Here is a 14,502-nt window from a genome sequence, read left to right on the forward strand (position 1 = left end):
CTTTTTCGTCATCGGTTAACACTGAATAGCTGGAAGCTAACTGTTCCAGAATGATGTCTTCCACTTCCAGACCACAACGACGAATACACTTTTCAATATTTTGTGCCGCATTCACAGCGCAAGTCACTAAATGCACTTTGGCTTCCAGACGCACACCTGACATACCCAATGGCTCTTTTACGCCGTCCTGGTCATCAATCAAAAACTCTTGCGGCAAAATGTGCAGGATTTTTTGGTCTGCCGGAATCGCCACTGCTTGCGCCGCATCAATTACCCGCTCCAGATCCTGGGCAAATACTTCACGATCGCGAATTGCCACAATCCCGTGTGAGTTCAAACTGCGAATATGGCTACAGGCGATACCCGCATAGACAGAATGAATTTGGCAACCCGCCATTAATTCTGCTTCTTCAATTGCGCGCTGGATCGACAACACCGTCGATTCAATATTCACCACCACACCTTTTTTTAAACCATTGGAACGGTGCGAGCCAATTCCCACAATTTCCAACTGGCCGTCAGGGGTGATCGCACCAACGATAGCGACAACCTTGGATGTGCCTATATCCAGGCCTACAATCATTTTGTTGTCGCTAGCGTTTGCCATTCATAAACCTCATTTGCCAGTAGTGAGCCAATTTAAAGCAACTGGCGACTTTCTTGTTCAATTAATCTGTGGGGTGACCGGAGCCGCTGGAGTAGGTAGCTTTACTTGAGCTTGGCTTTTTATATACTTTTTTGCCATTGCCGAGTCAGTTACCCAACGCACTGCAACTCCATTTGTTTATCGTAAATCTATCGCTTTTACATCCAACCAAACATTACTTAAATGCGTGTCGTATACAGTAACAAATCTACGCATTTTTTCCATCACTTGATCGCGTCCAAGTGCAATTTCTACGTGATTTTTTATCGTTAATCGCCATGATTTTTTGTTATCGCACTTTAATGCGATAACTTCCAACCCGCGTGAGCGCAAAAGTTGGGATAAATCCTGATATTGCTGCAAAATTTCCGGTGCATCAGCTTCACTTCCTTGCAACCAGGGCAATCCAGAAAGTTTACTTGCCTCATCAACCAGGACAATTTCTCCACGTTGATTTAAAAATCCATCTCCCCACCTAGCAATTGGCTTTTGTTCAGAAATTTTAACAACCAGGGTATCCGGCCAGCGACGATTCAATGTCACTTTTTCTACCCACGGATCTGCCAACAATGCAGTTTTAAGCTGCATCAAATCCAACTGCAAAAAATCGCGATCAATCTCATTGCTAATTAACTCAGTGGCTCGCTGTTTGGTAATGAAATTGAAATCACCTTCCACAACCACACTTTTAATTGGTCGCTCAAAAACTTTGGCAACAGGACCGCTGACCCAATAAATCCCAAAACACAGCCCAATCACAAATATAATTGCACCTAACTTGCGATTGACCCAGGAAAAACTCCATTCTTGCCAAAACCTCTTTTCGGCGCGTCCGGTTTTTTGTCTCGCTTCACGCTCCCTGCGCCCCTGGGGTGATGCCTTGGTATATCCACGCTCACGCTTTACCGTTCCATCTTGCGGAGCGACAGGTAAATCAGGTGGAACATAACGCGATGATGGACTATCCAGTAACACATCGCGCACTATGCGGCTGGTCGCTACAGATTCACTGCGACTATCGCGCGACGTTTCAGTTGCGCGATTGCGACGCGCTGATTTTGCCTGCTCGGCATCAACTCGCTCGGTGCCGATCCGCGGCTCGATGCGCTCGCCTTTCATATCACGCATATTTGTTCACATAGCCACTGAGCATTTACACTTTCACCGCGAGGCTTGCGCGCAAAACGGTGATTACCAACTCTGCAAATGACAACCCAATCGCCTTTGCTGCCATAGGAACCAAACTGTGGCTGGTCATACCCGGTGCGGTATTAACCTCCAACAGATAAAAATTTTGCTGCGCATCCGCCATCACATCGACGCGCCCCCATCCACGGCAACCCACCGCAGTAAAAGCATTAAGTGCGAGTGTTTTTAATTCCTGCTCTTTTTCGGCAGACAAACCACAGGGGCAAAGGTAGCGAGTATCCTCGGCAATATATTTCGCATTGAAATCATAAAACGTGTGGTCAGTTTCCAATTTGATCGGAGGTAGGGCTTCACCATCCAAAATCGCAACCGTGTATTCCGCTCCCACAATCAGCCGTTCCACCAATACACTGCCTTGGTATTGCGCGGCTTTTTGGAACGCAATTTCTAATTCAGCGGCGCTATTAACACGCGACATGCCAATACTTGAGCCCTCATTGGCTGGTTTTACCATCACTTCACCGCCCAGATTTGCCAGTATTTTTGCAAAATCAGAACCCTGGGTCAGTACTGCAAACTCTGGTGTGGGCAAACCTTGTTGCCCATTGATATCGACGCCGCGCCACAATTGCTTGGTGCGCAACTTATCCATCGCCAACGCCGATGAAGCAACATCACTGCCGGTGTAAGGAATATTTAAAAATTCGAGCAGCGCCTGAATACGGCCATCTTCACCACCAGGGCCATGCAAAATCAGAAACGCGCGATCAATATTTGCAGTCTTAATATCTGCAATAATGTTATCGCCTACATCAATGGCAACATGCTCAACGCCCGCTTCAACTAAAGCAGCAATAACCGCCGCACCGCTTTGCAGGGAAATTTCACGTTCAGCCGATAAACCACCAAAGAGCACACCCACGCGGCCCAATTGTTTTTTCAATGATTCACTGATCGGCAGAGTTACTGCATGCATCACTTGATTAACCTCTAACACAATTGTCGTTTTGCTAATTCAGGGGAGAGAACACCCACGTTACCGGCGCCTTGAGTGATGACGATGTCACCTGCACGCACTATGTCTTTCACGATTGCCGGAACACCATCTACGGTTTCCACAAAAATGGGTTCAATCACTCCGCGCGCGCGAATACTACGGCAAAGATGACGACTGTCGGCTCCGGGAATCGCATCTTCACCTGCGCTATAAACTTCCAACATGATCAGCGCATCTGCAGTCGACAGCACCTCGACAAAATCTTCATACAGATCGCGCGTACGCGTGTATCTGTGCGGTTGATAAATCATGACCAAGCGACGCTCCGGCCAACCATCGCGCACCGCTTTAATAACTGCAGCCACTTCGCGTGGGTGATGACCGTAATCATCGACCAGCATTGCCTCACCCTCACCCACCGGAAAATTGCCGTAGACCTGAAAACGACGACCAACACCCTGGAAATTTTCCAGACCGGATTGAATCGCTTCGTCACTAATACCTTCATCCGTTGCAACGGCAATTACCGCTGTTGCATTCAATACATTGTGAATGCCAGGAATATTGATGCGGATATGCAATGGTTTGTCGTGACCGGGGCGAAGCACATCAAACTCGGAATGCATTTTGTCCTGCTTGATGTTAATGGCGCGAAAATCGCAATGCTCGCCAAAACCGTAAGTCAAAATCGGGCGCGACACTTCCGGAATAATGTCGCGAATCACGGGGTCTTCGCCGCAGAGTACTGCCAATCCGTAAAACGGCAGGTTGTGTAAAAATTCGATAAAGGTTTTTTTCAGCTTGGAAAAATCACCACCATAGGTTTCCATGTGGTCAGCATCGATATTGGTAACAATGGCCACCATCGGCTGTAAATGCAAAAACGATGCGTCACTTTCATCGGCTTCAGCAACCAAATAACGGCTCGCACCTAATTGCGCATTGGTGCCAGTACTATTAACCAAGCCTCCAATAATAAAGGTCGGATCTTGTTTTGCTGCCGCAAGAATTGATGCGAGCAAACTGGTAGTGGTGGTTTTGCCATGAGTACCCGCAACGGCAATACCATGGCGATAGCGCATCAACTCGCCCAGCATTTCCGCACGGCGAACGATTGGTATACGCAGCTCGCGCGCGCCCAACATTTCCGGATTACTTGCATTCACAGCACTGGAATTCACCACAACATCCGCACCGCGCACATTCTCTGCTGAATGGCCAATAAATACCGTTGCGCCCTTACTGACCAAACGCTCGGTCACGCCGGACGCTTTAATATCAGAGCCGGAAATTTCATATCCCTGGTTCAACAAGACTTCAGCGATGCCACTCATACCTGCACCGCCAATTCCAATAAAATGGATACGGCGAATACGACGCATCTCAGGTACACAATGACCTATGGCCGTATCACCTATGGCATTGTTACCTATGGATTGTTGCGCAGATTTATCCACGGGCTAGCTCCTCACAAATATCAGCCACTTGTGCAACAGCATAGGGTTTAGCCAAGTGCTGTGCTTTTTCCGCCATCGACATCAAGTGATTGCGGTCAGCTAATTCAGTTAACAACAAGGCAGCTAATTTTGCTGCCGTTAAATCTTTTTGCACCAATGCGATACCTGCACCGGCTTCGGTTAAATTTTTTGCATTAAATGTTTGGTGATCGTCAATCGCACTTGGCAATGGAATTAATATCGAGGCAACACCGGCCATCATTAATTCCGATACAGTTAACGCACCTGCACGGCAAATCACTACATCAGCCCACGCATAAGCGGCCGCCATGTCATCAATAAATTCGGTAACTTTGGCATTGACTTGATGTTGCATATACAACGCCGTCGTCGCTTCCGCATGACCTTTACCAGTTTGATGCCAGACTTGTGGACGTGCATCGAGCGGCAGTTCAGCCAACGCTTTCGGTACCAGTTCATTGATCGCTTTTGCACCCAAGCTGCCGCCAACTATTAATAGTTGTAATGGTAATTTTTGTTGCGCTCGTTCCACGTAACGGTCTTGCACTGCGGAAAGATTTTGGATCTGTTCGCGCACTGGATTTCCGACCACCTGCTCACTGCCAGTCTCACCAAAAGCATTGGGAAATGCAGCGAGTACTTTATTGGCTATTTTTGCCAGCAGACGGTTAGTGGTTCCCGCCACCGCATTTTGTTCGTGAATCGCTAAAGGAACACCGGATAATCTTGCGGCTAAACCACCAGGTCCAGACGCAAAACCGCCAAAACCTAACACCACATTGGGTTTGACCTGGCGAATAATATTCAGCGCTTGCACCAATGCATACATAATCAGGAATGGCGCCTTTACCAATCCAACCAAGCCGCGTCCACGCACACCTTCCACTTTAATAAGATGTAATGCGACATTGGCGGCAGGGACTAAACGGTTTTCTATTCCGCGCGCAGTGCCCAACCAATTAATCGTCGCGCCACGCGCACGTAATTCTTCGGCGACGGCCAATGCGGGGAACACGTGTCCACCGGTACCACCGGCCATGATTAACACCGAGAGATTTTTTGCGGCAGGTGTGTTCATGTCGCCGCCTCCACCAAACTTCTCCGTGGAGTTTTTGCAACTTCCGGCACTGCAGGAACATATCCAGCGAGCTCCCATTGGACGCGCATTACAAATGCCATTAACACGCAACAAATTAACAAGCTACTGCCGCCGTAACTAATAAAAGGCAAGGTCAGACCTTTTGTCGGGAGTAGTCCCGAGGAAACTCCCATATTGATAAAGACCTGGAACGAAAACAAAATAGCAATACCGAAAGTCGCTAGCGTCGGAAACATTTTTCCAGCGGCGAGATTGTGTTTGGCAATATTAAAAATACGCAGAATTAAAGCCGCAAATATTCCCAACAACACAATGGCACCAATCAAACCAAACTCTTCCGCGATAATGGCAAAAATAAAATCCGTATGCGCTTCCGGCAAAAAGAACAATTTTTGTAAGCTATTACCCAAACCCAAACCGAACCATTCGCCGCGCCCAAAACCAATCAGCGACTGGGTAAGTTGGTACCCGGTATTAAACTGATCCGCCCAAGGATCAAGAAAGGTAATCAAGCGCTGCATACGGTAAGGAGAAAGCACAGCAACAGCTGCCAAACCACCGACACCGATAACAATTAATAGTAGGAAGTGCAGCATACGTACACCGGCGATAAACATCATGGCGAATACGGTTGCACTCAATACTACCGAGCTACCAAAATCAGGCTCTAACAACAGCAAGCCAACAAACACACCAACAACCATTAACGGCTTCAAAAAACCTTGCCAACCAAAGTGCAATTCTTGATAGCGACGCGCAAAAAAACTGGCAAAAAATACTACCGCACAAAATTTGGCGATCTCTGAGACCTGAATGGATATAACACCAAGGCTGAACCAACGTTGACTACCATTGACTTTTTTACCAATACCGGGAATCAATACAATTACCAGCAGGAAAAATGTAAACAATAAAAAGTGACCCGAGTAGCGTTGCCATACACTCATGGGTACGCATACAACAAACACCGCCAACGCCATTCCGAGCAACATGTAGACAGCATGACGCTTGGCAAAAAACCAGGCATCGTTATAGGTCAGTGCCGCAAAAGAGACAGATGCTGAAGCCACCATAATCAAACCAATTGACATAAGTGCTAACCATAAGCACAACAACGGCCAATCGATACGTTGGCTCAGGGGCAATTGATTGAAATGGGTGGTCGCGTTAATCATGATGCAATTAACTCCTGCACGGCGAGGCAGAATTTTTCACCACGATCTTCATAGTTTTTAAACATATCGAAACTGGCGCAAGGGGGAGACAACAACACTGCATCACCAGATTTTGCAGCACTGAAGGCTTTATTGACCGCATCTTGCATTGAATCGGCATAAATAATTGTCGCCGCATCACCAATAGCCTCGGCAATAATCGGTGCATCGCGACCAATTAAAACGACTTTGCTATTAATTGAGCGCAACGCAGGCATCAACTCAGCAAAATCCTGCCCTTTACCTTCTCCACCCAAGATAACGATTAATTGTTGTGGGTCGCGCGCCAAGCCCTGGATAGCTGCAAGTGTGGCGCCTATGTTGGTGCCTTTGGAATCGTTATAAAATTCGACTGCATTTTTTTCTGCGACAAATTCGCAGCGGTGACGCAAGCCACTAAACGATTTCAAGGTAGCAAGCATGGCATCCATAGAAATGCCCGCTGCATCCCCCAATGCCAAGGCGGCAAGCGCGTTATCTACATTGTGACGACCACGAATTTTCAATTCTTTTGTTGCCATTAATGGCGTAAGATTTTTTGCGAGAAATTCACCATCGTTATCTTGAATCAAACCAAAACTACCAAAGTCGGCATTACCACCAAAATAAACAGGCTTAACACCCGCAGCCAAAGGTGGGTGAGTGAGAATGTCTTTGCGATTCACCACGATATGCTCAGCACCAAAATACACGCGCAACTTCGCAAGAATGTAAGCGCGCATGTTTTCGTAACGATCCAGATGATCAGCGCTGATATTTAAAATAGTGGCTACTTTGGCATTGAGTTTGGTGACGGTCTCCAATTGAAAACTGGACAACTCCATTACATAAAGTTCAACTACATCATTTAACAACTCCAGTGCCGGAGTGCCGAGGTTGCCGCCCACGGCAACATTAATTCCTGCCGTCTTCGCCATCTCACCTACTAAAGTTGTTACTGTACTTTTGGCATTGGAACCTGTGATCGCGACAATCGGTGCTTTCGCAGCACGCACAAATAATTCGATATCACCAACAACAGAAATGCCCGTGGCCTTAGCTTGCTCAAGTGCAGGAGTTGCAATTGCCACACCGGGACTGACAATAATTTCATCGCACGCCAACAGGGTATGTGCATCTAATTCTCCGCAGATAACCGTGACACCGGGAAATTCTTGTTGGACTTTTTCAAGATTAGGCGGATTGCTGCGCGTATCCATCAACACAAACGCCTGCCCTTGTGCCGCCAAAAAGCGCGCCACCGACAATCCGGTTATACCGGTGCCGATAATCGCTTTTACTTTACTGGTGGCAATCATTTGGCTCACTGTCTTTTCTCTCTCGCATTTTTGTTTAACAGTTAATAATTTACACAGCCTTCATCAGGCTTTATCTAACGCAGCTTTAATGTCGCCAGGCCAATCAACACCAGCACCAAGGTGATAATCCAAAAGCGCACAATCACACGCGGCTCCGGCCAGCCTTTTAATTCAAAGTGATGATGAATCGGCGCCATGCGAAAAATACGGCGACCGGTTAATTTGAATGAAGCCACCTGCAAAATCACTGACACGGTTTCCAGTACAAAAATGCCGCCCATAATGAACAACACAATTTCATGGCGTACGATTACCGCAATCAAACCCAATGCAGCACCTAATGCCAGCGCGCCTACATCACCCATAAATACTTGGGCGGGGTAAGTGTTGAACCATAAAAATCCCAGACCGGCACCCACTAATGCACAGCAAAACACCACTAATTCACCCGCACCTGGGATGTAGGCAATATTCAAATATTGTGAAAATTGTGAATGCCCCGAAAGGTAGGCGATCAATGCCAAAGCACCGGCCACCATCACACTTGGCATAATCGCAAGGCCGTCCAAACCATCGGTTAAATTCACTGCGTTGCTGGTGCCTACAATTACAAAATAGGTGAACACTATGTAGAACAAACCTAAATCGAGCGCGACATTTTTGAAGAAGGGAATAAACAATTGAGTTTCCGCCGGACTCTGTGCGGTGTAATACAAAAATATCGCCGCGCCAAAACCGGCGATGGACTGCCAAAAATATTTCCAGCGAGCAGGCAGTCCACGTGAATCGCGCTTTGCGACTTTGCGATAATCATCCACCCAACCTACCGCACCAAAAATCGCAGTGACAATCAACACAACCCACACATAACGATTGGATAAATCAGCCCACAACAAGGTGCTGATAAAAATGGCCGATAAAATTAATGCGCCGCCCATAGTAGGTGTGCCGGATTTACTCAAATGGGATTGCGGACCGTCGTTGCGAACCGATTGGCCAATACGCAATTCTGTTAGCCGACGAATGAACCAAGGGCCGAGTAATAACGAAATACCTAATGCGGTAAGCACACCTAAAATGGCGCGCACAGTTAAATATTGAAACACTGCAAAGCTGCGCAGATATTCTTGTAAGTATTCTGATAGCCAGTACAGCATTAGTGTGAGTCCCCCGCTGAATCACAGAGCTGGCGCACAACTAGATCCATAGCGGCGCTGCGCGAGCCTTTTATAAGTAAAGTGGTATCCTTATTGGCAATTTTTTTCAGATGTTCGACCAAGCTCGGTTGATCGGCAAAATGCAGCGCGCCTCTGCCAAATGCGAGCGAGGCATTTTCACTGAGCTTGCCCACTGTAAATATGTTGGCGATTTTTTTTGCACGGGCATACTCACCTAATTCAGTGTGTAACTGCGGCGCTTCTGACCCCAACTCACCCAAATCGCCCAACACCAAAATACCTTGTGACTTTTGTGCGAGCACATCTATAGCTGCACGCACCGAACCGGGATTAGCGTTGTAACTATCATCAATAATCTGCGCATTATTGAAACCGATGTGGCGACTCATACGCCCGGCAACGGGAGCAAAACTCGCCAAACCTTGTTTGATTTGTTGTAAATTCGCACCAACTGCCGACGCACAAGCGGCCGCCATCAATGCATTGCGCACATTGTGCTCACCCTGTGCATTGACGCTGACTTGTGTGGATGCGCCATGTAGATTAATGGAGAATTCAATACTGTTAGCGCTCGGTTCAATATCCTGCGCAAAACAATCTGCATCACGATTTTGAAAGGAAACGCGAATAACGCGACGATTGGTTAAAGTCGCCAACCAATCCGGAGCGAAACGATCATCAATATTGACGACTGCAGTACCGGTAGTTGGCAGTGCTGCATAAATTTCACCTTTCGCGCGCGCCACTCCCTGCAAGGAACCAAAACCCTGGATATGTGCGGCCATCACATTGTTCACCATCGCAATTTGTGGCTTCGCTAGGGAACAGAGATATTCAATTTCCGACGGTCCACTCGCGCCCATTTCAATCACTGCAAATTCATGGTGCGCCTCTAACTGCAACAGCGTTAAAGGTACTCCAATATGATTGTTAAAATTGCCTTTGGTCGCGTGCGTTGAACCGCACTCGGCAAGAATGCCGGAGAGCAACGTTTTTACGGTGGTTTTGCCGCTGCTACCGGTTATCGCAATAATCGGACGCAGAAATAAACTGCGATTGAGTGCTGCAATCTGGCCGAGTGCCAGCAGCGAATCGCTGACAACTAATTGCGGCAATTTGATATCGGGGAAAAAACGCTCAACCACCAGGGCACAAGGTTTTTTCGCAACAGCATCATTAATAAAATCATGCGCATCAAAACGCTCACCGCGCAGGGCAATAAATAATTCGCCTTCTGCCAGGGTGCGCGAATCAGTATTCACACGGGTAAATTCCACATCGCCCTGTTTCAGCTGTGCAGTAACTGTACGCAAGGGTTTATTGGTAGCAATAAATTCTTCAACCCACTTTAAAGTAAGAGGCTTGATCATGAGTGAGCCTCGGGTGACTGATTGTCAGTTTCATGTTTGGCGATACGACGCTGCAACGACAAGCGCGCGTGTTTGCTATCGCTGAAAGGAAGGGTTTGGGTTGCGAAAATTTGGTAATCCTCGTGACCTTTACCCGCAATTAACACTATGTCGCCCGCCTTGGCTTGTTGTACGGCAAAATCAATTGCCTGGGCGCGATCGGCAATCACTAGACAACCGCTCGGACGCTTCATACCGCGCACAATTTCTGCCGCAATGCTGGAAGGTTCCTCTGACCGTGGATTGTCATTCGTGACGATTACGTAATCACTCAAGCGCTCGGCGATTTTTCCCATTTGTGGGCGCTTGCTTCTATCGCGATCACCACCACATCCAAATACCGTCCACACGCGACCCGCTTTGTGTTGATGAATTGCACTCAAGGTATTTTCGAGCGCGTCCGGCGTATGGGCGTAATCGACTATTACCTGAATTTCTTGTGCAGCTTGATCTACGGCAACCAACTGCATGCGACCGGGCGCTGGTTCTAACTGTGCAATTAACGGCAGCAGTTGCTCCAACGTAAATCCTTGCGCACCTAATGCAGCAATGACCGCAAGCAAATTACTGAGATTAAATTGCCCCAATAGTGGCGAATCTATATCGGCCTCGCCCCAAGGGGTATGCAAATGCGCACGCACACCATGCGCATGCAACTCGATATTCGTCGCATAGACGTCCGCAATTTTTTCTATTGAGTAACTAATAATACGTACGCTGGCAGGTGCTTTTTTTACCAAACTACTCGACCAATCATCATCAAGATTAATGATCGCGGTTTGTAACTGCGGCATTTGTAGTAGCTGAGATTTTGCATTGCCGTAGCTTTGCAGATCACCGTGATAATCCAAATGATCCTGGGTGAGATTGGTAAAAATCGCACTGGTAAAATGTAAGCCAGCAACACGCTTTTGTTGCAAGCTGTGTGATGACACTTCAATCGCAATGGAAGCAGCACCACCACTAACCAGTTCACTCAAAATACGCTGCAGCGTGATTGGGTCAGGCGTTGTTAGACCTGTTGATGTGAGTAAGCCGATTTGTTGCGCAAGTGGTGCAATTACCGAGGAGTCCAGCAAACCGTAACCGATAGTCCCAACAACGGCTGATTTTTTTTGCAACCGTGCAAGTAACTGTGCGGCTAGCAGACTGCACGTGGTTTTACCGTTAGTGCCAGTAATTCCAATTAATTGGATTTTTTTGCTCGGCTCACCAAAAAAATGACCAGCAATTTCACTGACCCGTGAGGGCAAGTTTTCAATTGCAATAACCGGCACTGCACCCAACCAGGCAATACCCTGCCAGTTTTTATCTGCCTCAACTAAAATTGCGGAGGCACCCAATTCAATCGCCTTGGCAATAAAATTACGGCCATCAACTTTAATTCCCGCCAACGCGATAAATGCATCACCTGTTTTTAATTGGCGAGTATCGAGGCATAAATTGCGTACCATAATACTGGCCGCTTTATCCAATGCCAGATCAGGCAATAGATCGGCAAGTGCAACGCTATGGGTTTGATAATGAGTGGCCATCAGGTTTCTGACCTCTCATCGTGAACAGGATTTTTAGGGGCAATTTGAATCGCAGGTTCTGCAATCAAAGCTTTATCATCTGCACCACGAATATTGTCGGGCGGAACTTGCAACATGCGCAGCGCATCTTCGGCCACTTTGGAAAATGCGGGCGCAGCAACAATGCCGCCGTTGCCCATAATGCCACCGCCTTTTGGCTCATCGATAACGACCATGGCCACAATACGCGGATTATCCACTGGTGCCATACCGATAAACGAGCTGATTTGTAAGCTGGAATATCTTCCATTTACGGCTTTGTAAGCTGTACCCGTTTTTCCCGCCACCGAATAGGAAATCGCACGCGCTTTACTTCCCGTTCCCTCAGCGGAAACGACACGCTTAAGCATTTCTTTTACTTGATTCGTGTATTTTTGCTCGACAACACGCTGACCTTCCGGCGGTGTATCAACGCGCAACAAAGAGACCGGACGCTTTACACCACCTGTTGCTATCACGCCGTAGGCTTGTACGGTTTGTAATACAGTACTGTTGAGCGCATAACCATAAGAAAAATTAGCTCGCTCAATTTTTTGCGCGGGCTTCAATACCGGTAGGTTCCCGGCAGACTCACCAGGAAATCCAGTGCCTATAGGCTGACCAACTCCCAATCGCTCATACATATCGCGCACAGTATTGGTATCTAACGCGAAGGAAATTTTGGTCATCGCAATGTTGGATGATTTAGCGATAGCCATTGCCAAATCCATAGCGCCGTAATTACGATGATCTTTAATTGGCTTGCTACCAACCATAAAATAACCAGGATTGGTATCGATAATATCTTCCGGTTTAAATTTGCCGCTCTCCAGTGCCGCAAGAATTACCCAGGGTTTTACCGTCGAACCAGGCTCATACAAATCGGTAATGGCGCGGTTACGCAAACCAGCACCGCGTGCGCGGCTGCGATCGTTGGGGTTGTAAGTGGGCAGATTGGAAATGGCGAGCACTTCACCGGTGAGCACATCCAGAATCACAATCGAACCGGCAACTGCACCTGCATCCTCCACCGCTTTTTTTAATTCTCGGTGAGCGAGATATTGCAAACGCAGATCAATACTGAGAGTAAGGTTTTGTCCGGGGCGCGCCGCTTTTACCAAACGCAATTCTTTTACGGTGCGACCGCGCAAATCTTTTACCACCTCTTTTGCGCCGTTCTCTCCCGTGAGCCAGGCATCATATGCCAACTCCATGCCTTCTTGACCGCGATCATCCACATCGGTCATTCCGACCAAATGCGCAGCAACTTCTGCTGCGGGATAATAGCGGTGATATTCAATCTGTTCGTAAACACCGGGGATATCTAATACCAAAACCGCTTGCGCGGCTTCGGGAGACATTTGACGCTGCAAGTACATAAATTCTTTTGTACCGTAGCGCGCAAGGCGTGTTTCCAATTCGGCTTTATTGAGCTTTAGCGCTTGCGCCAATTCACCCCAGCGATGCGGGGCTTGCAATAACACTTTGGGATTTGCCCAGAGCGTGGATACCGGCGTGCTCACCGCCAGCGGATCGCCATTGCGATCGGTAATCACACCGCGATACGCAGGGATAACTTCCGTGCGCAAGGTGCGCGATTCACCTTGGTCTTGCAGGAACTCGTAGCCTTTATCGGCGTTGGGTAAAACTTGCAGACTGGCAACATGGCCGATCAGCACCATCACCAATAGTGCCAGCAAAATGCCGACGCCATAGAAGCGCCAACGCGCGACTTTCAGCGGCTTATGTGCAGGCGCTACCGGTGGGCGCGCTGTGCGCGGCTCAAATGCGGAGGGGCGATTCATTGTCCACCTGCCGCAGGCTCTGCCTGCTTGTGACTTTCAATCACATGGTTACCGGAAATCATCACCATCTCTTCCGGTGTTGGGGCCATCATATTGAGTTCAGAAACCGCTGCATTCTCTACGCGCCCATAGGCCGCCCAAGTGCTTTGCTCCAGCAGATATTGCCCCCACTGCACTTGCAGCTGGGAGGCTTCACGACGCAGGGTTTCAAGGCTGTTTACATCGCGGCGGACTACTTGTGTCGTGGCGACCACACCTATCGCCGACGCCAGGGTTGCCACCCACAAAAACGCAACAACCAGGATGACACCTGGTGATAGCGGCTTTTGTTGTGATGGGTGACTTCTGTTCATGGAATCCCTGGAGTTTATAAATTTATCGAGTGATCTCGTATGGGCAGATCGGGTTACCGCTGGTGACGCAAAACCGGGATTTACAATTTCTCCGCCACACGCATAACGGCACTGCGCGAGCGCACGTTGGCATTTACCTCTTCATCGCTCGCTTTGATCGCCTTGCCGAGCGAGCGCATACGTTTATTTAATTGGTCGTCGCGAATCGGCAGACCTTTGGGTACGGGATCACCCAACTCCTGACGGCGGATAAACCGCTTGACCGCGCGATCCTCCAGCGAGTGGAAGCTAATCACCACCAGACGGCCACCCGGTGCAAGTAC

At 48.2% G+C, this 14,502-nt stretch carries 13 protein-coding genes; all 13 read right to left on the reverse strand.

What is annotated here, in order from left to right:
• Window positions 1-607, reverse strand: a 607-nt coding sequence (ftsA, locus tag ACWA6V_RS06755; RefSeq protein WP_449521762.1) for a cell division protein FtsA, incomplete at its 3' end; no start/stop codon positions are given.
• Between the two features lie 177 nt (window positions 608-784).
• Window positions 785-1,774 (reverse strand): cell division protein FtsQ/DivIB, encoded by a 990-nt coding sequence (locus tag ACWA6V_RS06760; protein WP_449521763.1) that lies wholly within the window; start codon window positions 1,772-1,774, stop codon window positions 785-787.
• 25 nt (window positions 1,775-1,799) lie between these two features.
• Entirely contained in the window at window positions 1,800-2,771 is a 972-nt protein-coding gene (locus ACWA6V_RS06765) for a D-alanine--D-alanine ligase (RefSeq protein ID WP_449521771.1), read from the reverse strand.
• Window positions 2,772-2,785: 14 nt separating this feature from the next.
• On the reverse strand, window positions 2,786-4,174 hold the full coding sequence (murC, locus tag ACWA6V_RS06770) for a UDP-N-acetylmuramate--L-alanine ligase (RefSeq protein WP_449521772.1): 1,389 nt from the start codon (window positions 4,172-4,174) through the stop codon (window positions 2,786-2,788).
• Window positions 4,175-4,241: 67 nt separating this feature from the next.
• Window positions 4,242-5,348, reverse strand: a complete 1,107-nt coding sequence (gene murG, locus ACWA6V_RS06775; protein WP_449521764.1) for an undecaprenyldiphospho-muramoylpentapeptide beta-N-acetylglucosaminyltransferase — start codon at window positions 5,346-5,348, stop codon at window positions 4,242-4,244.
• Complete coding sequence (gene ftsW / locus ACWA6V_RS06780) at window positions 5,345-6,544, reverse strand: putative lipid II flippase FtsW (RefSeq protein WP_449521765.1); 1,200 nt, start codon at window positions 6,542-6,544, stop codon at window positions 5,345-5,347. Before ftsW ends, murG begins: the two co-directional genes overlap by 4 nt.
• Window positions 6,541-7,881 (reverse strand): UDP-N-acetylmuramoyl-L-alanine--D-glutamate ligase, encoded by a 1,341-nt coding sequence (gene murD, locus ACWA6V_RS06785; RefSeq protein ID WP_449521773.1) that lies wholly within the window; start codon window positions 7,879-7,881, stop codon window positions 6,541-6,543. The genes ftsW and murD overlap by 4 nt, the downstream gene beginning before the upstream one ends.
• A 74-nt stretch (window positions 7,882-7,955) precedes the next feature.
• Complete coding sequence (gene mraY, locus ACWA6V_RS06790) at window positions 7,956-9,038, reverse strand: phospho-N-acetylmuramoyl-pentapeptide-transferase (protein ID WP_310075331.1); 1,083 nt, start codon at window positions 9,036-9,038, stop codon at window positions 7,956-7,958.
• Entirely contained in the window at window positions 9,038-10,429 is a 1,392-nt protein-coding gene (locus ACWA6V_RS06795) for a UDP-N-acetylmuramoyl-tripeptide--D-alanyl-D-alanine ligase (protein ID WP_449521766.1), read from the reverse strand. The genes mraY and ACWA6V_RS06795 overlap by 1 nt, the downstream gene beginning before the upstream one ends.
• Window positions 10,426-12,003: a UDP-N-acetylmuramoyl-L-alanyl-D-glutamate--2,6-diaminopimelate ligase gene (locus tag ACWA6V_RS06800; RefSeq protein WP_449521767.1), complete on the reverse strand. Its 1,578-nt coding sequence runs from the start codon at window positions 12,001-12,003 to the stop codon at window positions 10,426-10,428. Before ACWA6V_RS06800 ends, ACWA6V_RS06795 begins: the two co-directional genes overlap by 4 nt.
• Window positions 12,003-13,826, reverse strand: coding sequence for a peptidoglycan D,D-transpeptidase FtsI family protein (locus ACWA6V_RS06805; protein ID WP_449521768.1), 1,824 nt, complete (start codon window positions 13,824-13,826; stop codon window positions 12,003-12,005). Before ACWA6V_RS06805 ends, ACWA6V_RS06800 begins: the two co-directional genes overlap by 1 nt.
• The gene (gene ftsL / locus ACWA6V_RS06810; RefSeq protein WP_449521769.1) at window positions 13,823-14,179 is read right to left on the reverse strand and encodes a cell division protein FtsL; all 357 of its coding nucleotides are present in this window, start codon (window positions 14,177-14,179) and stop codon (window positions 13,823-13,825) included. The genes ACWA6V_RS06805 and ftsL overlap by 4 nt, the downstream gene beginning before the upstream one ends.
• Before the next feature lie 80 nt (window positions 14,180-14,259).
• Window positions 14,260-14,502 (reverse strand): 16S rRNA (cytosine(1402)-N(4))-methyltransferase (mraW, locus tag ACWA6V_RS06815; protein ID WP_449521770.1); only part of this gene is annotated, 243 nt, incomplete at its 5' end.

The sequence above is a fragment of the Cellvibrio sp. genome (assembly GCF_053579595.1).

Excerpts from the sequence above, each read along its gene's own strand:
- ACWA6V_RS06760 (WP_449521763.1), bottom strand. The coding sequence starts at position 1,774 with ATGCGTGATATGAAAGGCGAGCGCATCGAGCCGCGGATCGGCACCGAG.
- ACWA6V_RS06765 (WP_449521771.1), bottom strand. The coding sequence starts at position 2,771 with ATGCATGCAGTAACTCTGCCGATCAGTGAATCATTGAAAAAACAATTG.
- murC (WP_449521772.1), bottom strand. The coding sequence starts at position 4,174 with ATGCGTCGTATTCGCCGTATCCATTTTATTGGAATTGGCGGTGCAGGT.
- murG (WP_449521764.1), bottom strand. The coding sequence starts at position 5,348 with ATGAACACACCTGCCGCAAAAAATCTCTCGGTGTTAATCATGGCCGGT.
- ftsW (WP_449521765.1), bottom strand. The coding sequence starts at position 6,544 with ATGATTAACGCGACCACCCATTTCAATCAATTGCCCCTGAGCCAACGT.
- murD (WP_449521773.1), bottom strand. The coding sequence starts at position 7,881 with ATGATTGCCACCAGTAAAGTAAAAGCGATTATCGGCACCGGTATAACC.
- mraY (WP_310075331.1), bottom strand. The coding sequence starts at position 9,038 with ATGCTGTACTGGCTATCAGAATACTTACAAGAATATCTGCGCAGCTTT.
- ACWA6V_RS06795 (WP_449521766.1), bottom strand. The coding sequence starts at position 10,429 with ATGATCAAGCCTCTTACTTTAAAGTGGGTTGAAGAATTTATTGCTACC.
- ACWA6V_RS06800 (WP_449521767.1), bottom strand. The coding sequence starts at position 12,003 with ATGGCCACTCATTATCAAACCCATAGCGTTGCACTTGCCGATCTATTG.
- ACWA6V_RS06805 (WP_449521768.1), bottom strand. The coding sequence starts at position 13,826 with ATGAATCGCCCCTCCGCATTTGAGCCGCGCACAGCGCGCCCACCGGTA.
- ftsL (WP_449521769.1), bottom strand. The coding sequence starts at position 14,179 with ATGAACAGAAGTCACCCATCACAACAAAAGCCGCTATCACCAGGTGTC.